Raw genomic sequence first — 20,972 nt, 5'->3', positions numbered from 1 at the left:
CACCGTGTCGAGTGAAAGCCGTCACACCAAGGTGCCGGGTTGGGCTGTGGGAAAGGTGGGTAAAGCTGGGGACGGCGTTGGGGAGAACTCCCCTCAGGCTGTGCACGGTGTGTGCAGAACTTTCTGTTCTCCACAGCGACACCCAGTTGTCCACCGGCTCCACCCACAGGGGCAGTGGACAAAATCTTGGCCCTGAGCTGGGCAAACGAGGTTATCCACGGTATCCACAGGCCCTACTACTACTCCCAACTAGAGAGAGCTGGGAATCCGTTTCGAAGAGGGCCCTGTGCACAACTCGCTCTCCGGCCTCTGACCGCGCCTCGTCACGACTTGACCCCGAGAGGCACCAGCTGTCAGTGCGGTGCGTCAGACTGGTCCCCGGTGTTCTTCCCCTCCCCGGGGCCGACGACACCGGGACAGACGACGAAGACGCAGCAGGGCGAGAAGCCCCGGCAACAGCAGGAGGCGGGCTTACGGTGAAGATCCGGGTGGAACGCGACGTACTCGCGGAGGCAGTGGCCTGGGCGGCACGCAGCCTCCCGGCCCGTCCGCCGGCGCCGGTCCTCGCCGGCCTGCTCCTGAAGGCGGAGGACGGCCAGCTGAGCCTGTCCAGCTTCGACTACGAGGTCTCCGCGCGGGTCAGCGTCGAGACCGAGGTCGAGGAGGAGGGCACGGTCCTGGTCTCCGGCCGCCTGCTCGCCGACATCTGCCGGGCGCTCCCCAACCGGCCGGTGGAGATTTCCACAGACGGTGTACGAGCCACGGTGGTCTGTGGATCGTCCCGGTTCACGCTGCACACCCTGCCGGTGGAGGAGTACCCGTCCCTGCCGCAGATGCCGAATGCGACGGGCACCGTCCCCGGTGAGGTCTTCGCCTCCGCGGTCTCCCAGGTGGCCATCGCCGCCGGGCGTGACGACACGCTGCCGGTGCTCACCGGTGTACGGATCGAGATCGAGGGCGACACGGTCACCCTGGCCTCCACCGACCGCTACCGCTTCGCGGTCCGCGAGTTCCTGTGGAAGCCGGAGAACCCGGAGGCGTCCGCGGTCGCCCTGGTGCCCGCCAAGACGCTCCTGGACACCGCCAAGGCCCTCACGAGCGGCGACAGCGTCATCCTGGCGCTCTCCGGCTCGGGCGCGGGCGAGGGGCTCATCGGTTTCGAGGGCGCCGGCCGCCGTACGACCACGCGGCTGCTCGAGGGCGACCTGCCGAAGTACCGCACGCTGTTCCCGACCGAGTTCAACTCCGTCGCCGTGATCGAGACCGCCCCCTTCGTGGAGGCCGTCAAGCGCGTCGCCCTGGTCGCCGAGCGGAACACCCCGGTGCGGCTCAGCTTCGAGCAGGGCGTGCTCATCCTGGAGGCCGGTTCCAGCGACGACGCACAGGCTGTGGAAAGGGTCGACGCGCAGCTGGAGGGCGACGACATCTCGATCGCGTTCAACCCGACGTTCCTGCTGGACGGCCTGAGCGCGATCGACTCGCCGGTGGCCCAGCTGTCGTTCACGACGTCCACGAAGCCGGCGCTGCTGAGCGGCAAGCCGGCGGTGGATGCCGAGGCGGACGAGGCGTACAAGTACCTGATCATGCCGGTGCGGCTGAGCGGCTGAGTCTGTCCACAGCTGTGCACGGTGCCGGGTCTCCCCTGTGGGTACCCGGCGCCGAGGTCCGGTGGGTTTCCCCAGGTGAGCGGCTGGGCCCACAACTGTGCGCAAAGGGTCGCGATTAGGCTCGGACACGGGTACGAACGTGCCTCTCCTGCCACACCGCAACCTAAGGAACCAACTGATGGAGCTCGGTCTCGTCGGCCTCGGCAAGATGGGCGGCAACATGCGCGAGCGGATCCGCCGCGCGGGCCACACCGTCGTCGGATACGACCGCAACCCGGACCTCGCCGATGTCCACAGCCTGGAAGAGCTTGTGGGCAAGCTCAGCGGGCCGCGCGTGGTGTGGGTGATGGTCCCGGCCGGGGCGCCGACCCAGTCCACGATCGACGAGCTGGCCGAGCTGCTCGAGCCCGGTGACGTGGTCGTCGACGGCGGCAACTCCCGCTGGACGGACGACGAGAGGCACGCCGGGGAGCTGGCCGCCAAGGGCATCGGCTTCGTCGACTGCGGGGTCTCCGGCGGCGTCTGGGGCCTGGAGAACGGCTACGCGCTGATGTACGGGGGCGCCGCCGAGCACGTCGAGAAGGTCCGGCCGGTCTTCGACGCGCTCAAGCCCGAGGGCGACTTCGGTTCGGTGCACGCCGGCAAGGTCGGCGCGGGCCACTTCGCGAAGATGGTCCACAACGGCATCGAGTACGCGATGATGCAGGCCTACGCTGAGGGCTGGGAGCTGCTCGAGAAGGTCGACTCCGTCACGGACGTGCGCGAGGTCTTCCGCTCCTGGCAGGAAGGGACGGTCATCCGTTCCTGGCTGCTCGACCTCGCGGTGAACGCCCTCGACGAGGACGAGCACCTGGACAGGCTGAAGGGTTTTGCACAGGACTCCGGTGAGGGCCGGTGGACTGTGGAGGCCGCCATAGACAACGCGGTGCCGCTGCCCGCGATCACCGCCTCGCTGTTCGCGCGGTTCGCGTCCCGGCAGGACGACTCGCCGCAGATGAAGATGATCGCCGCGCTGCGCAACCAGTTCGGCGGCCACGCCGTAGAGGCGAAGTAGCACCGAGAAGCAGTACCGAGCAGAGACGAAGCAGCAGGTCACGGGGAGGTCGGCGAAAAACCTATGCACGTCACGCATCTGTCGCTGGCCGACTTCCGCTCCTACGCCCGGGTCGAGGTCCCGCTCGACCCGGGCGTCACCGCCTTCGTCGGCCCCAACGGCCAGGGCAAGACCAACCTCGTCGAGGCGGTCGGCTATCTCGCCACCCTCGGCAGCCACCGGGTCGCCTCCGACGCCCCTCTGGTCCGCATGGGCGCCGACCGGGCGATCATCCGGGCGCAGGTCCGGCAGGGCGACCGGCAGCAGCTGGTCGAGCTGGAGCTGAACCCCGGCAAGGCGAACCGCGCCCGTATCAACAGGTCCTCGCAGGTCAGGCCACGTGACGTGCTGGGGATCGTACGGACCGTGCTGTTCGCGCCCGAGGACCTCGCGCTGGTGAAGGGCGATCCCGGCGAGCGGCGGCGTTTCCTGGACGAGCTGATCACGGCTCGCGCACCGCGCATGGCCGGTGTGCGGTCCGACTACGAGCGGGTCCTCAAGCAGCGGAACACCCTGTTGAAGACCGCCGCCCTCGCCCGGCGGCACGGCGGCCGCTCCATGGATCTCTCCACGCTCGACGTGTGGGACCAGCATCTCGCGCGGGTCGGCGCCGAGTTGCTCGCCCAGCGACTCGACCTGGTCGCCGCGATCCAGCCCCTCGCGGACAAGGCGTACGAGCAGCTGGCGCCGGGCGGCGGTCCGATCTCGCTGGAGTACAAGCCGTCGGCGCCCGGTGAGGCGCACAGCCGGGAGGACCTGTACGGCCAGTTGATGGCGGCTCTGGCGGACGCCCGCAAACAGGAGATCGAGCGGGGCGTGACGCTGGTCGGCCCGCACCGCGACGACCTGGTCCTCAAGCTGGGGCAGCTGCCCGCCAAGGGCTACGCCTCGCACGGCGAGTCCTGGTCGTACGCGCTGGCGCTGCGCCTCGCGTCGTACGACCTGCTGCGTGCCGAGGGGAACGAACCGGTGCTGGTGCTCGACGACGTGTTCGCCGAGCTGGACGCCCGGCGCCGGGAGCGGCTGGCGGAGCTGGTCGCGCCCGGCGAGCAGGTGCTGGTCACCGCCGCCGTGGACGACGACGTGCCGCACGTCCTCGCCGGTACGCGGTACGCGGTGGCCGACGGGACGGTGGAGCGCGCATGACGACCGACGGACCCGCGCCCAAGGACGAACCCTCCGGTGTCGACCTCGCGCGCGTGGCGCTCAGGGCGGCCAAGGAGGCGGCACGCGCGCGTGGCGACGCGGCGCAGCAGAAGAAGCAGGCGCGGCGCGGCGGCCTGCGCTCCGGCGCGCGCGCCGACGGCCGCGACCCCATGGCGCTGGGTTCCGCGATCAACCGGCTGATCACCGAGCGCGGCTGGGAGACACCGGCCGCGGTGGGCGGGGTGATGGGCCGCTGGCCGGAGATCGTCGGTGAGGATCTGGCCAAGCACTGCGTGCCGCAGCGGTACGACGAGGACGAGCGGGTGCTGGTCGTCCAGTGCGACTCCACGGCCTGGGCGACCCAGCTGCGCCACCTCGCCCCCGCGCTGGTCGCCCGCCTGAACGAGGACCTGGGGCACGGCACCGTGCGCCTGATCAAGGTGCTCAATCCGGGCGGTCCGGTCCGGCGCTACGGCCCGTTGCGCGCCCCTGGGAGCACGGGTCCCGGGGACACCTACGGGTGACTTACATCACGATCTCAGCCGGGTGCGGGGCCGTTCCACGGCCGGCCCGGCCGATTGTCGTACGACCGCACGCGGTTGCGAATCGCGACCTGACGCCGGAGTAGCCAAGGGTTGACAGCCGGAAGCGCTGAGTGCCTCCTTGAGCCTCTTGGAGCCCCCATCCGCATATCGGGAGTCGGCGGAGGCGGGTTCAGGGCGGCACATGCGGACTCAGGTACCGGCAAACCCCCATCACTGTCGGCGCTACCGGTAGACTGGGAGACAATCCCGCCCCGAACGTGGGGACCGTCCGGGAAAAGCTGAGCAACGCTGATCAAGGCTTACCAACGCAACATGCCGCAGCCGCTCCGGCAACCCGCCGACGAGCCCGGCTCGTGCTGTGCCAGAAAGGGCGCTTCGTGGCCGATTCCGGCAACCCCAACGAGAACATCCCGTCCACCGACGCCGGCGCGCACGGTGAGGCCACCGCCTCCGGTTCGTACGACGCCAGCGCCATCACCGTGCTCGAAGGGCTGGACGCGGTCCGCAAGCGACCCGGTATGTACATCGGCTCGACCGGCGAGCGCGGCCTGCACCACCTGGTGTACGAGGTGGTGGACAACTCCGTCGACGAGGCACTGGCCGGCTACGCGGACACCATCGACGTGACGGTCCTGGCCGACGGCGGCGTGCGCGTCGTGGACAACGGCCGTGGCATCCCGGTCGGCATCGTGGCGTCCGAGGGCAAGCCGGCCGTCGAGGTCGTGCTGACGGTGCTGCACGCGGGCGGCAAGTTCGGCGGCGGCGGTTACGCCGTCTCCGGCGGTCTGCACGGTGTGGGTGTGTCCGTCGTGAACGCGCTGTCGAGCAGGGTGTCCGTCGAGATCAAGACCGACGGTCACCGCTGGACGCAGGACTACAAGCTGGGCGTTCCCACGGCTCCGCTGGCCAAGCACGAGGAGACCGGCGAGACCGGCACCTCGGTCACGTTCTGGGCCGACCCGGACATCTTCGAGACCACCGAGTACTCCTTCGAGACGCTGTCGCGGCGCTTCCAGGAGATGGCGTTCCTCAACAAGGGCCTGACGATCCGGCTCACCGACGAGCGCGAGTCGGCGAAGGCCGTCGCGGGCGCGGACGAGGCGGGCGCGGACGAGAAGGCCGAGGTCAAGACCGTCACGTACCACTACGAGGGCGGCATCGTCGACTTCGTGAAGTACCTCAACTCCCGCAAGGGGGACGTGGTGCACCCGACGATCATCGACCTGGAGGCCGAAGACAAGGACAAGAGCCTGTCCCTCGAGGTCGCCATGCAGTGGAACAGCGGCTACAGCGAGGGCGTGTACTCGTTCGCCAACATCATCCACACCCACGAGGGCGGCACCCACGAGGAGGGCTTCCGTGCGGCGCTGACCTCGCTGATCAACAAGTACGCGCGCGACAAGAAGCTGCTCCGCGAGAAGGACGACAACCTCACCGGTGACGACATCCGCGAGGGTCTGACCGCGATCATCTCGGTCAAGCTGAGCGAGCCGCAGTTCGAGGGCCAGACGAAGACCAAGCTGGGCAACACGGAGGCCAAGACCTTCGTGCAGAAGGCGGTCTACGAGCACCTGAACGACTGGCTGGACCGCAACCCGGTGGAGGCCGCGGACATCGTCCGCAAGGGCATCCAGGCGGCCACCGCGCGCGTGGCGGCCCGCAAGGCGCGTGACCTGACCCGGCGCAAGGGCCTGCTCGAGTCCGCGTCCCTGCCGGGCAAGCTCTCCGACTGCCAGTCGAACGACCCCACCAAGTGCGAGATCTTCATCGTCGAGGGTGACTCCGCCGGCGGCTCGGCCAAGTCGGGCCGCAACCCGCAGTACCAGGCGATCCTCCCGATCCGCGGCAAGATCCTCAACGTCGAGAAGGCGCGGATCGACAAGATCCTGCAGAACCAGGAGATCCAGGCGCTGATCTCGGCGTTCGGCACGGGTGTGCACGAGGACTTCGACATCGAGAAGCTCCGCTATCACAAGATCATCCTGATGGCGGACGCCGACGTCGACGGCCAGCACATCTCCACCCTGCTGCTGACCTTCCTGTTCCGCTTCATGCGGCCGCTGGTCGAGGCCGGGCACGTGTACCTCTCCCGCCCGCCGCTCTACAAGATCAAGTGGGGCCGGGACGACACGGAGTACGCGTACTCGGACCGCGAGCGCGACGCGCTCCTCGAGATGGGGCGGCAGCGCGGCAAGCGGGTCCGCGAGGACTCCATCCAGCGCTTCAAGGGTCTCGGTGAGATGAATGCCGAGGAGCTGCGCGTGACCACCATGGACCAGGAGCACCGGGTCCTCGGCCAGGTCACTCTGGACGACGCCGCCCAGGCCGACGACCTGTTCTCGGTCCTGATGGGCGAGGACGTCGAGGCCCGCCGCGCGTTCATCCAGCGCAATGCCAAGGACGTCCGCTTCCTCGACATCTGAGTCGGTCTCAGCTGACCGCACCAGGAAGGATCTTGACCAGCCATGACCGACGAGAACACCCCCGTCACCCCTGAAGAGGGCGGCGAGCTCGCGATGCGCGTCGAGCCCGTCGGGCTCGAGACGGAGATGCAGCGCTCGTACCTGGACTACGCGATGTCCGTCATCGTGTCCCGTGCGCTGCCCGACGTCCGCGACGGCCTCAAGCCCGTGCACCGCCGCGTCCTGTACGCGATGTACGACGGCGGTTACCGCCCCGAGCGCGGCTTCTACAAGTGCGCCCGTGTCGTCGGCGACGTCATGGGCAACTACCACCCGCACGGCGACTCCTCCATCTACGACGCCCTGGTGCGCCTGGCCCAGCCGTGGTCGATGCGGATGCCGCTCGTGGACTCCAACGGCAACTTCGGCTCCCCGGGCAACGACCCGGCGGCCGCCATGCGGTACACCGAGTGCAAGTTGGCGCCGCTGTCGATGGAGATGGTCCGCGACATCGACGAGGAGACCGTCGACTTCACGGACAACTACGACGGCCGCTCCCAGGAGCCGACCGTCCTGCCGGCCCGCTTCCCGAACCTGCTGATCAACGGCTCCGCCGGTATCGCGGTCGGCATGGCGACCAACATCCCGCCGCACAACCTGCGCGAGGTCGCGGCCGGTGCCCAGTGGTACCTGGAGAACCCGGACGCCTCGCACGAGGAGCTCCTGGATGCGCTGATCGAGCGCATCAAGGGCCCCGACTTCCCGACCGGTGCGCTGGTCGTGGGCCGCAAGGGCATCGAGGAGGCGTACCGCACGGGCCGCGGCTCGATCACCATGCGGGCGGTCGTCGAGGTCGAGGAGATCCAGAATCGCCAGTGCCTGGTGGTCACGGAGCTGCCGTACCAGACCAACCCCGACAACCTGGCGCAGAAGATCGCCGACCTGGTAAAGGACGGTAAGGTCGGCGGGATCGCGGACGTCCGCGACGAGACGTCGTCCCGGACCGGTCAGCGGCTCGTGATCGTCCTCAAGCGGGACGCGGTCGCCAAGGTCGTGCTGAACAACCTCTACAAGCACACGGACCTGCAGTCGAACTTCGGCGCCAACATGCTGGCCCTGGTCGACGGCGTGCCGCGCACCCTCTCCCTGGACGCGTTCATCCGGCACTGGGTGACGCACCAGATCGAGGTCATCGTCCGCCGGACGCGCTTCCGGCTGCGCAAGGCCGAGGAGCGGGCGCACATCCTGCGCGGTCTGCTGAAGGCGCTGGACGCGATCGACGAGGTCATCGCGCTGATCCGGGCCAGCGACACGGTCGAGATCGCGCGTACGGGCCTGATGGAGCTCTTGGAGATCGACGAGATCCAGGCCAACGCCATCCTCGAGATGCAGCTGCGCCGACTGGCCGCCCTGGAGCGCCAGAAGATCATCCAGGAGCACGACGAGCTCCAGGCGAAGATCACCGAGTACAACGCGATCCTGGCCTCGCCGGTCCGCCAGCGCGGCATCGTCAGCGAGGAGCTGGCCGCGATCGTCGAGAAGTACGGCGACGACCGCAAGACCATGCTGGTGCCCTACGACGGTGACATGTCCATCGAGGACCTGATCGCCGAGGAGGACATCGTGGTCACCGTCTCGCGCGGTGGCTATGTGAAGCGGACCAAGACGGACGACTACCGGGCGCAGAAGCGCGGCGGCAAGGGCGTGCGCGGTACGAAGCTGAAGGAAGACGACATCGTCGACCACTTCTTCGTCTCCACCACGCACCACTGGCTGCTGTTCTTCACCAACAAGGGCCGGGTGTACCGGGCGAAGGCGTACGAGCTGCCGGACGCCGGCCGGGACGCGCGCGGTCAGCACGTGGCGAACCTGCTGGCCTTCCAGCCGGACGAGGCGATCGCCGAGATCCTCGCGATCCGGGACTACGACGCGGCGGACTACCTGGTGCTCGCCACCAAGGCCGGTCTGGTCAAGAAGACGCCTCTGAAGGATTACGATTCGCCCCGCTCCGGCGGTGTCATCGCGATCAACCTGCGGGAGCGCGAGGACGGTTCCGACGACGAACTGATCGGTGCCGAGCTGGTTTCGGCGGACGACGATCTGCTTCTGATCAGCAAGAAGGCACAGTCGATCAGGTTCACGGCCTCCGACGACACTCTGCGACCCATGGGCCGGGCCACCTCCGGTGTCAAGGGCATGAGTTTCCGTGAGGGGGATGAACTTCTGTCGATGAATGTTGTTCGACCCGGTACGTTCGTGTTCACTGCCACTGACGGGGGGTACGCGAAGCGGACCCGTGTCGACGAGTATCGCGTCCAGGGCCGCGGCGGCCTCGGTATCAAGGCCGCCAAGATCGTGGAGGACCGCGGTTCGCTGGTCGGCGCGCTGATCGTCGAGGAGAACGACGAGATCCTCGCCATCACCCTGTCCGGCGGTGTGATTCGCACGCGAGTCAGCGGGGTCAGGGAGACGGGCCGTGACACCATGGGCGTCCAACTGATCAACCTGGGCAAGCGCGATGCCGTCGTCGGCATCGCACGTAACGCCGAGGCCGGCAGCGAGGCGGAGGAAGTCGACGGCGATGATGCCGTGGACGAGACCGCCGAGGGTGTCGTGACCAGCGGCACGGACGAGGGTGAGGCGCCCTCGGCCGAGTAGGCACGAGGAGTGAGTCATCGTGAGCGGAGCCACGGGCGCCGGATCGGCCGGTACCTCGACGGGTACGGATGCGGACGGCGGCGGCCGTGGCTCCGCCGCGTCCGACGGGGGCGGTGCGCCGCAGCAGGCGGACACGCACACGACCCAGCTGAAGGCGATCAAGGCGCCCGCGAAGGCGCCCGCGCCGGATGCACAGGGATCGCAGGGGGGAACCGTGACCGACACCCGAGGGCCGGCCGCGCCGGGCGACCGGCCGGCGCCCGCGCAGCAGGGCGTTTCCCCGCTGCCCGGGGAACGGCGTGCCGAGCAGCCCGCCGGGCCCTACCACCCGCCGCAGGCCTACCCGGCGGCGCAGGCCGCCCAGGCGCCCGCGGGGGGCGTACGACGGCCGCGCACGGGCGCCGCCGGGGCGCGTACCGCGCCGCGCACCCGCAAGGCCCGGCTGCGGGTCGCCAAGGCCGACCCCTGGTCGGTGATGAAGGTCAGCTTCCTGCTCTCCATCGCGCTGGGCATCTGCTCGATCGTGGCGGCGGCGGTGCTGTGGATGGTCCTGGACGCGATGGGCGTGTTCTCGACGGTCGGCGGCACGATCTCGGAGGCGACCGGTTCGAACGAGTCGAACGGCTTCGACCTCCAGGCGTTCCTCTCCCTCCCGCACGTCCTGATGTTCACGACGATCATCGCGGTCATCGACGTCGTCCTCGCGACGGCGCTGGCGACCCTCGGCGCGTTCATCTACAACCTCTCCGCGGGCTTCGTCGGCGGTATCGAGCTGACCTTGGCCGAGGACGAGTAACCGGAGTTCAAACCTCTCCCGACGGTCCCCCGACAACCGATTTTGGGACTGCCCCGGTCGTGCGCTAATCTTCAGGAGTCAGCGCGCGGGACATACACCGCAGAGCGCGGCGGGGCTATAGCTCAGTTGGTTAGAGCGCATCCCTGATAAGGATGAGGCCACAGGTTCAAATCCTGTTAGCCCCACCAGTGCTGAGACCCCCGGTCCGGATGGATCGGGGGTCTTTTGCATCTACGGCCGACATCGGCCGCCGGCCGGTACGGCGTGGGGCGGAGCTCCCGTGGCGGGTCAGGGCGCCGACCGGTCATGCTGCCGGTCAGGCCGTGGAGGGGGCACAGAGCGCCCGGGGCGAGACCGGCGGTTGCAAGGGGACGACCGCCGGGACTCCCAGGAGCACGCGGGGAGGCCGGGCCCTACAAGGCTCTGGAGTTCGGCCCGGCCGAGAGAAGGCATGAAAAGGCCCGGTCGCTGGCGACGGGGGATGCACCAGCGACCGGGTTGCGGCCAGCCTAACAAGGTGGCCTGTGCGGCGGGAGTCAACTTCTCGGCCGTCGTGAGCAGTTGTGATCGGGATCACTCAAAGACGGTCAGGGTCGGAGCGGATCAGGTGTCGCAGGGCGGGTCGTAGGCGAGGCGGGGGAGGTACTCGCGCCACCTGGCGGGGGTCAGAACGTTGCGGGTGACCGCGCAGATGCGGTTGACGGCCTGGTCGACGTCCAGGCTCCACAGCCGGACCGTGTCGGCCCCGCTGGAGACGCCCAGCATGTTGCTCCGGGGACTGAAGGAGAGGAAGTTGCCCGTCTTGGCGTTGGGGCTCATGGACTGGCCGATGGGGTGGGCCGAGGACGGGGACGACACGTTCCAGAGGCGGACCGTGTTGTCGTTGCCGCCGCTGGCCAGGGTCCTGCCGTCGCGGCTGAAGGTCAGGGAGACCACCGCCTCGGTGTGGCCGGTGAGAGCTGAGCCGAGGCGGGTCGCGTGGCCGGGATCGGAGACGTTCCAGAGGCGGACCGTGTCGTCGTCGCTGCCGCTGGCCAGGGTGCGCCCGTCGGGGCTGTAGGCGAGGGTGTTGATGGGCCCCAGGTGGCCCTTCAGGGGGCCGCCGAGGGGCCTGGCGCGGTTCCGGTCGGAGACGTTCCACAGGCGTACGGTGCCGTCCGCGCTGCCGCTGGCCAGGGTCCTGCCGTCCGGGCTGAAGACGAGCGCGTTGACGTAGCCGGTGTGGCCCTTGAGGGGCTCGCCGAGGCGCTTGGGGTGGGCCGGGTCGCTGATGTCCAGGAGCTGGACCGTGCGGTCGTCGTAGTCGGCGGCCACGGTCCGCCCGTCGGGACTCAGCGTCAGCGCCTCGGACCCCGCATACCGGGTGTTCAGCCGGACGGGCGCCCCGTACTGGGCGGGGTGCGCGGGGTCGGAGACGTTCCACAGCTGCACCCAGCTGAGGTTGTTCTCGCTGGTCAGGATGATCAGGGTGCGGCCGTCCCGGGTGAACACCATCGCGCGCAGGTCCCGTGACCCGGTCGTGAACGGCTCGCCCAGCGCGGTGGGCCGGTCGGGATCCGTGATGTCCCACAGTCGCATCCGGCTGTCGCCGCCACCGGTGGCGAGGATCCGGCCGTCCGGGCTGAACGCCCCGGCCGCACCGATCATGTCCGAGCCCGGGATCGACCAGAGCCGCACCTTGCCGTCGCCGCTGCCGGTGGCGAGGGTGTGCCCGTCGGGGCTCCAGCCGACGGCGTACATCTCGCCGCTGCTGCCCGCGAGCGGCTCGCCCAGCTGGGAGGGGAAGGCCGGGTTGCCGACGTTCCACAGGCTGGCCGTGGAGTCCGCGCTGCCCGCGGCGAGCATGGAGCCGTCGGGGCTGAAGGCCACGGACCAGACGGGCCCGGTGTGACCGGTGAGCGGCCCGCCGAGGGCCTTGGCGTGCGCCCGGTCGCTGACGTCCCACAGCCGTACGGTGTCGTCCTTGCTGCCGCTGGCGAGGGTACGGCCGTCGGGGCTGAAGGCCACCGAGTGCACGGTCGCGGTGTGCCCGGTCAGCGGAGTGCCGACGCGCTCGGGGCGGCGGGGGTCGGAGACGTCGTACAGGAGGATCGAGTTGTCGTCGCTGCCGGCCGCGAGGGTGCGGCCGTCGGGGCTGAACGCGATGGAGCGCACGGCCTCGGTGTGGCCGGTGAGGGTGCCCAGCGAGGCGGGCCGACGCGGGTCGTGGACGTCCCACAGGCGGACGGTGTGGTCCTCGTCGGCGGCGGCCAGGGTCTTGCCGTCCGGGCTGAAGGCGACCAGGTAGACGGTGCCGTCGTGGCCGGCCAGCGGGGAGCCCAGGGAGGTCGGGTGCTTCGGGTCGTGGACGTCCCACAGGCGTACCGTGCCGTCGTCGCCGGCGCTGGCCAGGGTCCTGCCGTCCGGGCTGAAGACCGCGCTGGAGACCCAGCTCGTGTGGCCGAGCAGGGGCTTGCCCAGGGCCTTGGGCCGGGTCGGGTCGCTCACGTCCCACAGCCGGACCGTGCGGTCGTAGGCGGCGGTGGCCAGGACCTTGCCGTCGGGGCTGAAGGTGGTGAGGTAGACGGCGCCGGTGTGGCCGAGCAGCGGGGTGGCCAGCGGGGCGTTGACGATGGAGATCAGGCGGTTGTTGGCGCCTTCGTCGTCCTGGCGCAGGCCGTGGGCCACGAGGTCGAGCTGAGCGGCGAGCGACGGGTCCGAGTACTGGAAACGGTCGGCCTCCGCCACCACCTGCTCGAACACCGCGTCGTCCCGCTGCTGCCGGGCGACCACGGCGGAGCCGCCCGCCAGCAGCGCGAGCACGACCAGCGCCGACACGGCGGCCCGGCTGAGCCACACCGTGCGCCGGCGCAGCCGTACCGAGGCCGCCAGGAACTCCACCGCGCTGCGGGTCAGGAAGGTGTCACCGGCCGATCTGGCCCAGGTGTGGGCCTGTTCCAGACGTGAGCCCCGGTAGAGCAGCGCGGAGTCCTGGGACGACTCGTCCCAGGCCCGGCCGTCCTCCTCCAGGCGCTGGCGCAGCAGATTCCCGTTGCGGTCCTCGTCGAGCCACTCGCGCAGCCGGGGCCAGGCGTGCAGCAGCGCCTCGTGGGTGATCTCCACGGTGTCGGCGTCGAGGGTCACCAGCCGGGCCCGGACCAAGGCCTCGAGTGACTCCTCCGTCTTGTTCGGGTCGGTGGATTCCGCGGCCAGCTGGCGCCGGGTGCCGCGTCTGCGGGTCGCCTGGGTGTCCTCGCCGAGCCGCACCAGCCGGAGCAGGAGCAGCCGGGCGGCGGTACGGGCGGCCGGGTCCAGGCTCGACCAGGCGCGTTCGGCGGTCGCGGCGACGGCGCCCTGGATGCCGCCGGCCGCCCGGTAACCGGCCAGCGTCAGCCGGCCCGCCTTGCGGCGCTGCCAGGTGGCGAGCAGGGCGTGGGAGAGGAGCGGAAGGACGCCTGCGTCATGGGCGCCCCGCGGGCCGTCCGCGCTCACCTCCCGGACGATCAGCTCGGCGAGGCCGGGCTCCAGCTCCAGGCCTACAGCCTTGGCGGGAGCGGTCACCGCCTCGCGCAGTTCGGCGGTGGTCAGCGGGCCGAGCACCATGTGCCGGTGCTGGAGCGCGTCGGCCAGCTCCGGATAGCCGAGGCACTGCTCGTAGAAGTCGGCACGGATCCCCAGGACGACCAGGGCGGGGGCCGGTTCACCGGGGGTGGCGGGGGTGCTGGCCGTGTGCAGGAGCTGGACGAAGGTGCGCCGGTCCGCCTCGTCGGTGCAGAGGGTGAAGGTCTCCTCGAACTGGTCGACGATGATGACTGGACGGGCAGGATGAGCTGGCTGGGGCCGCGAGGGCTGCCGTGTTTCACGTGAAACATCGACGGTCGACCCGGTCGCAGGCGGCCCGGTTGTGGCGTGCCCGGTTGCGGTTTCCCGGCGGGCCCAGGCCGTGACCGCTTTTCGTACGGCGTCCGGGTCGTCCAGGTCTGCCGGCTCGGCCAGCTCGGGTATCCGGCGGGTCAGCTCCTTCACGGGGTCCGCACCCGGGATGAGTTGAAGGATGAGACGCGGGCGGTCGCGGTCCTCCTCATCGCCCAGGGCACCGCTCTGCAACGCGGTGACCAGGCCGGCGTTCAGCAGCGAGGATTTACCCGCGCCCGAGGCACCGACCAGCATCACGAGGCCGCCGCCCGGCTCGGCGGAACGGAGCTGGGCGACCAGCGCGTCGGTACTGCGCTCCCGGCCGAAGAACCAGCGGGCGTCCTCACGGCGGTAGGAGGCCAGACCCCGGTACGGGCAGACGCTGTCGACCGGCGGCGGCTGTTCCGTCTCCTCGGCCGCTTCCGGTCCGGGCAGTTCGCCGACCGGGTCGGCCACGGCCCGCTCCCACAGCCTCTGCCACTGGACCATGTCGTAGAGCCCACCGGACACGGGTGTCGGCTGGGCGCGACGGGCCTGCGGGATCAGGACCTGCAGGACGGCGGAGAGGGCGACGAACTGTGCGGGCACGTTCTTCGCCCGCCGCCAGTCGCTGATCCGCTGGGCGGAGACCCGGACGGGCCGGCCCCGCTCGTCGACGCGATGCAGTCGGTCGACCGCCTCGGCGACGCGCTTGAGCGGAGGATTACCGGCCTCCCTGTACAGCAACGCGAGACGTTCCGCGAAGGCTGCGCGTGCCCCTGCGTCGGGACCCAAGGATCTCCACCCCTTACTTCCCCCGCTGCTGGCCATCCGGACCGGAAAACCCACTTTATACGGCTGACCTGCGGCGAAGCTCCGGAGCGGACGTCCCGCCCTCCTCATACGGGCTCCTCGGCTGGCAGGATTTCGCCTCAGCAACGCGGTGATCGGGGGTCGCCCCGACCGGCCGACCAGCTCAGCATTCGCAGAGACAGCTCACGGCACCGCACGTTCTCGGTCACCTTCGGCCGGTGGTCTTCCGCCGGAGTGGCCGTCGGACGCGAGCTGCTCCCGCCCCACTGAGCCGGCCTCCGGTCTCGGTGGGCGGTCCTCCACCTCCCGCGCCGTTCGGCACCGGTCCCCACGTGGGGAGGGACCGGTGCCGAACGGCACGGGATCACATCCAGCCCGCCCTACGTGCCGCCTCGACCGCGCGTTCCTCCGTGTCGTCGGCCTGCGCGGTCAGAGCCGCGTCCTGTCCCGCCGCCGTGCCGCCGGCCGCCATTGCCGCCGCCTGGGAGGCGGTGAGGGCCGCGCGCAGGGCCGAAGCCGTCTCGGTGCGGTCGTCCAGGGCGGCGGCCACCTGCGCGGCCAGCGCCGCGGTGGCGGCGGCGTTGCGGGCGCAGCGGGCGTCCGCCGCCGGGTCGGGCGCGGTACCGGCCAGCGCGGTGAGCGACTGGGCCGACAGCCGCAGAGCGTTCGCGGCCCGGCCCACCGGACTCGTCGGGACGGTCTGCGCCGCGTCGGGGGCGATCCCCGCGTGGCGGCAGGCGGCCACCGCACGCTCGTACGCGCTGCGGGCGCGCGCCGAGTGCAGCGTTCTGAGGGTGTCTGCGGAGGGGGAATCCGAGAGGGAATCGGAAGGGGACTCCGAGGGGTCGGTCGTCATCTGTGCCTCCTCGCCGCGTGCCGTGATGCCGTGAGGCCGTGATGGGTTGATGGGTTGATGGGTTGATGGGTTGATGGGTTGATGGGGGCGGAGGGTCGCCGCGGGCCCGTCGTGGCTGGTCGCGCGGTTCCCCGCGCTCCCAGAGCGGCGGCTGTGCTGCCGATCAGAGTGCGCTTCGTCGCGGGTGTTCCCCGTGGGTCCCGGCCCTGAGGGGCGTCGTGGCCGGTCGCGCGGTTCCCCGCGCCCCCAGAGCGGCGGCTGTGCCGCCGATCGGAGGGTGCCTCGTGCGCCGTGGGCCCCGGCCCCGAGGGGCGTCTCGGCTAGCCGAACAGCCCCAGTGCCGAGTCCACCGACCAGCTCTGCCAGCTCATCGCGAACAGGCCGACCAGGGAGATCAGGGCCATCATCAGGTTCTGCCCCTGTTCCGCCCAGTCGTGGATCATGAGGACCAGGTAGATCAGGTTGAGCAGGAACCCGGCCGCCAGCGCGATCGGGGTGAGGAAGCCGGAGACCAGTCCGAGGCCCAGGGCGAGCTCCGCGTAGGCCACGACGTAGGCCATCAGCCGGGGGCGCGGCGCGACGACGGTGTCGAAGCCCCGCCGGACCACCGGCCAGCGGTGCTTCTCCGCGACACCGGCCGCCCACCGGATGCCTCCGCCGCCGAACCACTGCTTCTTGTCCTTGTGCCGCCAGCTCTCCAGCCACCACAGGCCGAGCCCGATGCGGAGCACCGCGAACCATTCGGCACCGCTCAGCAAGGCTGATCGCATCCCGCACCCTCCCCGGACTCCCACCGGCACCTATCTGACGGTTCGTCAGTTCAGCGGAAGGCGGCGCGTGCCGCAAGAGGGAGGGCGCGACGAACTCCGGGAGGTTGCGGCACGAGGGGGTGCGGGGTGTGGTGGCCCTTGCTGGTGCAGGCTCCTGGGCCTAGCCTGAATGCCGACGGTTTATCTGATGGACCGTCAGATAAATTCGGAACTTCGCAGGCAGCAGGGGGTAGGCATGGCAGAGAACGCGACCGGCACCCAGGATCTGCCCAGGGTGATCAGCGTGGACGACCACGTGATCGAGCCCGCGCACCTCTTCGAGAAGTGGCTGCCGGGCAAGTACCGTGACAAGGGCCCCAAGCCCTTCACCGCCGGCATCGGCGAACTCGCCTACGTCGGCGGCAAGTACCGCTTCACCACCGATCCCGCGGGCCAGACCACCGACTGGTGGGAGTACGAGGGCCTGCTCTTCCCGTACAAGCGCATCATCGCGGCCGTCGGTTTCTCCCGGGACGAGATGACGCTCGACGGCATCACCCGGGAGCAGATGCGGCGCGGCTGCTGGGACCCCAAGGCCCGCCTGGAGGACATGGACATGAACCATGTCGAGGCCTCCCTCTGCTTCCCCACCTTCCCCCGCTTCTGCGGGCAGACCTTCGCCGAGGCCGACGACAAGGAGGTGGCGCTGGCCTGTGTCCGCGCCTACAACGACTGGATGGTCGAGGAGTGGTGCGGGGACAGCGGCGGACGGCTGATCCCGCTGTGCCTGATCCCGCTGTGGGACGTCGACCTGGCCGTCGCCGAGATCCGGCGCAACGCCGAGCGGGGCGTCCGGGCGGTCACCTTCAGCGAAATCCCCACTTACCTGGGCCTGCCGTCCATCCACTCCGGCTACTGGGACCCGTTCTTCGCGGCCTGCGAGGAGACCGGGACGGTCGTCAACATGCACATCGGCTCCAGCTCCCAGATGCCGGCCGCCTCCCCGGACGCCCCGCCCGCCGTCCAGGCCTCGCTCAGCTTCAACAACGCCATGGCCTCGATGATGGACTTCCTCTTCTCCGGGGTCCTGGTGAAGTTCCCGCGGCTGAAACTCGCGTACAGCGAGGGCCAGATGGGCTGGATCCCGTACGCACTGGAGCGCGCCGACGACGTCTGGGAGGAGCACCGCGCCTGGGGCGGGGTCAAGGACCTGATCCCCGAGCCGCCCTCGACGTACTACTACCGGCAGATCTTCTGCTGCTTCTTCCGGGACCGGCACGGCATCGAGGCGATCGAGACGATCGGCGTGGACAACGCGACGTTCGAGACGGACTACCCGCACGTCGACTCGACCTGGCCGGAGACCAAGCGGGTGGCTCAGGAACACGTGGGGGGACTGGACCCGGAGGTCGCCTACAAACTGCTGCGCGGCAACGCGATCCGGATGCTGGAGCTGCCGTTCACGTAGCTCCGTCGCGCAGCCTCGTCCAGGCCCGGCCGGTTCAGCGGGGCCCGTGCTGGGCAGGGGACCTTCCATGAAGGTCTCCGTCGACGCCGACGTCTGTTACGGGTCGGGTGAGTGTGCCTTCCGGGCACCCGCCATGTTCGGCTTCGAGGACGGGTACGGTTTCGTCCTGCCCGGACGGGAGGAGTCCGGGGACGACGACGAACTGATCCGGGACATCGCCGAGCGCTGCCCGTCGCAGGCGATCCGGATCGACGGCCGAAGGGTCACCGACTAGCGGATGAGCACCGCCCGCACCGAACTCACCCGACTCACCGAACTCCTGGCCACCCTCGGCCGCCGCTACGTCCGCGACTTCCCGGGCCCCTGGGGCAAGGGTCTCGCGGCCCGCGCGCTCAACCCCTACCTGCGCGACCACCCCCGGCAACGCGTCGTCGAGACGCTCTCCGGCGCCCGGTTCGCGGTCGACACCCAGGACCTCATCCAGCGCTACCTCTACCTCTTCGGGGTGTGGGAACCGCACATGACCCGCTGGCTGCGCGGCCGGCTGGCACCGGGGGACTGCTTCGTCGACGTCGGCGCCAACATCGGCGTCTTCAGCGTCCTCGCCTCCCGGCTGGTCGGAGAGCAGGGCCGGGTGGTGGCCGTCGAGGCCTCCCCCGCCTTCCACCGCCGCCTCGAACAGCAGAGCGCGCTCAACGGCTGCCGGAACATCCGCGCGGTCAACGCCGCCGTCTCCGACGCGCACCGCACCCTGACCTTCGTGCTCGCCAGCTCCCGCAACATGGGCGCCAACAGCATCGTCCCGTGGGACGGCCCGGCCGAGTCCAGCTTCGACATCGAGGCCGTACCCCTGCCCGAGCTGCTCCGTCCGGAGGAGATCGAGACCGCGCGGGTCATCAAGATCGACGTGGAGGGCGCCGAGGGTGCGGTGGTGCGCGGGCTCGCCCCCCTGCTGGACAAGCTCCGCCCGGACGCCGAGATCACGGTCGAGGTCACCCCCGACCGGATGGCCCAGCTGGGCGACTCCGCCGACGAACTGCTGCGCACCATGACCGACGCCGGCTACCACGTCTACCGGCTCGCCAACAGCTACGCGGCCGACAGCTACCCCCGTGCCCTGCACGGCGCACCGGTGGTCCCGGTCCGCTGGGACCGCCCGGTGACCGAGGAGAGCGATCTGGTGTTCTCGCGCGTGGACGCGGCGACGCTGTAACCCACCCGTACCGAGTCACCCGTATCGAGTCGTCCGTACCCAGTCACCTGCACCGAGTTACCCCGTACGTCAGGGTCAGCCATAGCGCCAGCCGAGCTCCGCCAGGGCCCGTGCCCGGGCCGCCACGACCGCCATGCGGGCCTCCCGTTCCACCGGGTCGGTGTGGGCGGGACGGCCGGTGACCTGGCCCTCCCACTTGCGGTAGAGCAGCCCTACCTCCGCCGAGAACCAGCCCCGGCTGACGGCGTCGAGGGCGAGCAGCAGCCCGGTGTCCTCGGAGGCGGGCAGCGCCATCCAGCCGCCGAGGGCCAGCAGCAGCTCGCGGCGGACGAAGAGGGTGGCAGGGTGGACCTGGGCACGGAAGCCGTTCGCCGACCAGTGGCCGAGCACCGTCCCGCGCTCGATCGGGCCCTCCTCCGGATCGCCGGGGAAACCGGCCGTGGAGCCGTCCGGCAGCAGGTCCAGGGCCCGTGAGGTGGCCCAGCCGAGGTCCGGGCGGGCCTCCAGCGCGGCCAGGTCACGGCCCAGCGCACCCGGCGGGAGCTGGTCGTCGGCGTCGAGGACCTTGACGTACGGCCCCTCCGCCCGGGCCAGCGCCATGGTGCGCGCGACCCCCGGACCACCGGCGCGGCCCTGCCGGAACGACACCCGGGCGTCGTCGGGGACGTAGGGGCGGACCTCTTCGCCGTGTCCGTCCTCCTGGATCAGCCACTCCCACTCCCACCCGTCCGGCAGCCTCTGCTCGCACAGCGACTTGTGGGCCTCGGGCAGGAAGCGGGCCGACGGCGCGTGGACCGCGGTGACGACGGTGATGCGCCGGGTCACGGCAGCGCTCACCACCTTTCCAGGTGTGTGGTGAAGAGCAGCTCGGTGCGGTCGCCGGGGAGCGCGACGGCGGTGATGTCCACGATGCGGTCGTGGATGTCGTACGACGTCTTGCGCAGCAGGATCACCGACGTGCCGGCCGGCAGGTCCAGCTCCCGGGCCTCCTCGGGCGTCGGAGGGCGGGCGGTGAAGCGCTCCACGACGCGGTCGACCTCGATGCCGACGGTGTGCAGCTGGTTCTGGGTGCCGCCCGGCCAGGGTTCGTTGGCCGCGTCCAGAAGGGCCGGATTGGCCGCGATCAGGTCGCGGACGAGATAGGAGGTCACCAGGCTGAAGGGTGCGGTCTCGGCGGAGTGCCTGGTCCGGTAGGTGCGCTCCAGGAGCACGGTGCCCTCCGGCACCCCGAACGCGTCGGCGAGGTCGCCGGGCGCGGTCAGCTCGCGGTAGCGGGCGAAGAAGACCAGGTCGTCGACGACCAGGCCGGTCTCGCGTTCGGTGGCGCCGGTCTGGGCACGGGCCGCCTCCGGCATCAGGGCGCGGTCCTTCTCCCACTGGTGCCGTTCGTTGTCGCGGACCGCGCGGGTGCGCGGGCGGCGCACGAAGGTGCCGCTGCCGTGCCGCTTGTCGATCAGGCCTTCCGCGCTCAGCAGCCGCAACGCGTTCTGGATCGTCGGCACGCTCCGCCCGTAGTGCCGGGCCAGCTCCGCCTCGGAGGGCAGCCGGGCGCCGGGCTCGCGCTCGCCCTTCCTGATGGAGCGGCGGAGGTCGTCGGCGATCTCCTCGTATGCCTTGGGCACATGATCAGCCTACGACTCCTCAAGAGGAGTTGATGAGTCGAGCCGTTTCGTCGGTGGACGCAGGGGGCCGGACGTGCGGAGACCCGCGGCCGGATCGATCCCGGTCGCGGGTCTGTGTCGCAGCAGGCGCT

General features: G+C 70.4%; 15 protein-coding genes and 1 tRNA gene. 11 read left to right on the top strand and 5 right to left on the bottom strand.

What is annotated here, in order from left to right; all coding sequences use genetic code 11:
- Window positions 1-476 precede the first annotated feature (476 nt).
- The 8 genes from dnaN (at window position 477) to ACFY0P_RS10350 (ending at window position 10,435) form a co-directional block, all read left to right on the top strand.
- On the top strand, window positions 477-1,607 hold the full coding sequence (gene dnaN / locus ACFY0P_RS10385) for a DNA polymerase III subunit beta (protein ID WP_189262851.1): 1,131 nt from the start codon (window positions 477-479) through the stop codon (window positions 1,605-1,607).
- Between the two features lie 178 nt (window positions 1,608-1,785).
- Complete coding sequence (gnd, locus tag ACFY0P_RS10380) at window positions 1,786-2,661, top strand: phosphogluconate dehydrogenase (NAD(+)-dependent, decarboxylating) (RefSeq protein ID WP_388909441.1); 876 nt, start codon at window positions 1,786-1,788, stop codon at window positions 2,659-2,661.
- Between the two features lie 63 nt (window positions 2,662-2,724).
- Window positions 2,725-3,846, top strand: a complete 1,122-nt coding sequence (gene recF, locus ACFY0P_RS10375) for a DNA replication/repair protein RecF (protein WP_388909438.1) — start codon at window positions 2,725-2,727, stop codon at window positions 3,844-3,846.
- Window positions 3,843-4,370, top strand: a complete 528-nt coding sequence (locus ACFY0P_RS10370; RefSeq protein ID WP_388909435.1) for a DUF721 domain-containing protein — start codon at window positions 3,843-3,845, stop codon at window positions 4,368-4,370. The genes recF and ACFY0P_RS10370 overlap by 4 nt, the downstream gene beginning before the upstream one ends.
- A 374-nt stretch (window positions 4,371-4,744) precedes the next feature.
- Window positions 4,745-6,814: a DNA topoisomerase (ATP-hydrolyzing) subunit B gene (gene gyrB, locus ACFY0P_RS10365; protein WP_388909432.1), complete on the top strand. Its 2,070-nt coding sequence runs from the start codon at window positions 4,745-4,747 to the stop codon at window positions 6,812-6,814.
- Window positions 6,815-6,856: 42 nt separating this feature from the next.
- A complete protein-coding gene (gyrA, locus tag ACFY0P_RS10360) occupies window positions 6,857-9,451 on the top strand; it encodes a DNA gyrase subunit A (protein ID WP_388909429.1) in 2,595 nt (864 codons plus the stop codon).
- Between the two features lie 19 nt (window positions 9,452-9,470).
- Window positions 9,471-10,247, top strand: coding sequence for a DUF3566 domain-containing protein (locus tag ACFY0P_RS10355; RefSeq protein ID WP_388909426.1), 777 nt, complete (start codon window positions 9,471-9,473; stop codon window positions 10,245-10,247).
- Window positions 10,248-10,358: 111 nt separating this feature from the next.
- Window positions 10,359-10,435 (top strand) — tRNA-Ile (locus ACFY0P_RS10350).
- Window positions 10,436-10,850: 415 nt separating this feature from the next.
- Here ACFY0P_RS10350 and ACFY0P_RS10345 read toward each other — a convergent pair.
- The 3 genes from ACFY0P_RS10345 to ACFY0P_RS10335 all read right to left on the bottom strand — a co-directional run bounded on the left by ACFY0P_RS10345 (window position 10,851) and on the right by ACFY0P_RS10335 (window position 16,559).
- Window positions 10,851-14,951 carry a hypothetical protein gene (locus ACFY0P_RS10345; protein ID WP_388909423.1) on the bottom strand — a complete coding sequence of 1,367 codons (4,101 nt, stop codon included), beginning with the start codon at window positions 14,949-14,951 and terminating at the stop codon, window positions 10,851-10,853.
- Window positions 14,952-15,297: 346 nt separating this feature from the next.
- Window positions 15,298-15,789, bottom strand: a complete 492-nt coding sequence (locus ACFY0P_RS10340) for a hypothetical protein (RefSeq protein ID WP_388909420.1) — start codon at window positions 15,787-15,789, stop codon at window positions 15,298-15,300.
- Between the two features lie 320 nt (window positions 15,790-16,109).
- Window positions 16,110-16,559 (bottom strand): DoxX family protein, encoded by a 450-nt coding sequence (locus tag ACFY0P_RS10335; protein ID WP_388909417.1) that lies wholly within the window; start codon window positions 16,557-16,559, stop codon window positions 16,110-16,112.
- A 235-nt stretch (window positions 16,560-16,794) separates the two neighbouring features.
- Here ACFY0P_RS10335 and ACFY0P_RS10330 point away from each other — a divergent pair, with 235 nt between their 5' ends.
- The 3 genes from ACFY0P_RS10330 to ACFY0P_RS10320 all read left to right on the top strand — a co-directional run bounded on the left by ACFY0P_RS10330 (window position 16,795) and on the right by ACFY0P_RS10320 (window position 19,219).
- Window positions 16,795-18,006, top strand: coding sequence for an amidohydrolase family protein (locus ACFY0P_RS10330; protein WP_388909414.1), 1,212 nt, complete (start codon window positions 16,795-16,797; stop codon window positions 18,004-18,006).
- A 67-nt stretch (window positions 18,007-18,073) separates the two neighbouring features.
- Window positions 18,074-18,280 (top strand): ferredoxin, encoded by a 207-nt coding sequence (locus tag ACFY0P_RS10325; RefSeq protein ID WP_388909411.1) that lies wholly within the window; start codon window positions 18,074-18,076, stop codon window positions 18,278-18,280.
- A 3-nt stretch (window positions 18,281-18,283) separates the two neighbouring features.
- A complete protein-coding gene (locus tag ACFY0P_RS10320; protein WP_388909408.1) occupies window positions 18,284-19,219 on the top strand; it encodes an FkbM family methyltransferase in 936 nt (311 codons plus the stop codon).
- A 75-nt stretch (window positions 19,220-19,294) separates the two neighbouring features.
- On the opposite strand, the gene ACFY0P_RS10315 is transcribed toward ACFY0P_RS10320, so the two are convergent.
- Together ACFY0P_RS10315 and ACFY0P_RS10310 are read right to left on the bottom strand one after the other, a co-directional pair.
- Window positions 19,295-20,056 carry a glycosyltransferase family 2 protein gene (locus tag ACFY0P_RS10315; protein WP_388909406.1) on the bottom strand — a complete coding sequence of 254 codons (762 nt, stop codon included), beginning with the start codon at window positions 20,054-20,056 and terminating at the stop codon, window positions 19,295-19,297.
- Window positions 20,053-20,841 (bottom strand): GntR family transcriptional regulator, encoded by a 789-nt coding sequence (locus ACFY0P_RS10310; RefSeq protein ID WP_388909403.1) that lies wholly within the window; start codon window positions 20,839-20,841, stop codon window positions 20,053-20,055. The genes ACFY0P_RS10315 and ACFY0P_RS10310 overlap by 4 nt, the downstream gene beginning before the upstream one ends.
- Window positions 20,842-20,972: the final 131 nt, after the last annotated feature.

Origin of the sequence: Streptomyces sp. NPDC001714, assembly GCF_042892755.1 — a bacterium.
Classification (GTDB): Bacteria; Actinomycetota; Actinomycetes; order Streptomycetales; family Streptomycetaceae; genus Streptomyces.
This window is presented reverse-complemented; position numbering and strand designations above follow the sequence as displayed.

What these genes read in the sequence shown, in the direction of transcription:
- gnd (WP_388909441.1), top strand. Translation starts at nt 1,786, where the DNA reads ATGGAGCTCGGTCTCGTCGGCCTCGGCAAGATGGGCGGCAACATGCGC.
- recF (WP_388909438.1), top strand. Translation starts at nt 2,725, where the DNA reads ATGCACGTCACGCATCTGTCGCTGGCCGACTTCCGCTCCTACGCCCGG.
- ACFY0P_RS10370 (WP_388909435.1), top strand. Translation starts at nt 3,843, where the DNA reads ATGACGACCGACGGACCCGCGCCCAAGGACGAACCCTCCGGTGTCGAC.
- gyrA (WP_388909429.1), top strand. Translation starts at nt 6,857, where the DNA reads ATGACCGACGAGAACACCCCCGTCACCCCTGAAGAGGGCGGCGAGCTC.
- ACFY0P_RS10345 (WP_388909423.1), bottom strand. Translation starts at nt 14,951, where the DNA reads ATGGCCAGCAGCGGGGGAAGTAAGGGGTGGAGATCCTTGGGTCCCGAC.
- ACFY0P_RS10340 (WP_388909420.1), bottom strand. Translation starts at nt 15,789, where the DNA reads ATGACGACCGACCCCTCGGAGTCCCCTTCCGATTCCCTCTCGGATTCC.
- ACFY0P_RS10335 (WP_388909417.1), bottom strand. Translation starts at nt 16,559, where the DNA reads ATGCGATCAGCCTTGCTGAGCGGTGCCGAATGGTTCGCGGTGCTCCGC.
- ACFY0P_RS10330 (WP_388909414.1), top strand. Translation starts at nt 16,795, where the DNA reads ATGGCAGAGAACGCGACCGGCACCCAGGATCTGCCCAGGGTGATCAGC.
- ACFY0P_RS10325 (WP_388909411.1), top strand. Translation starts at nt 18,074, where the DNA reads ATGAAGGTCTCCGTCGACGCCGACGTCTGTTACGGGTCGGGTGAGTGT.
- ACFY0P_RS10320 (WP_388909408.1), top strand. Translation starts at nt 18,284, where the DNA reads ATGAGCACCGCCCGCACCGAACTCACCCGACTCACCGAACTCCTGGCC.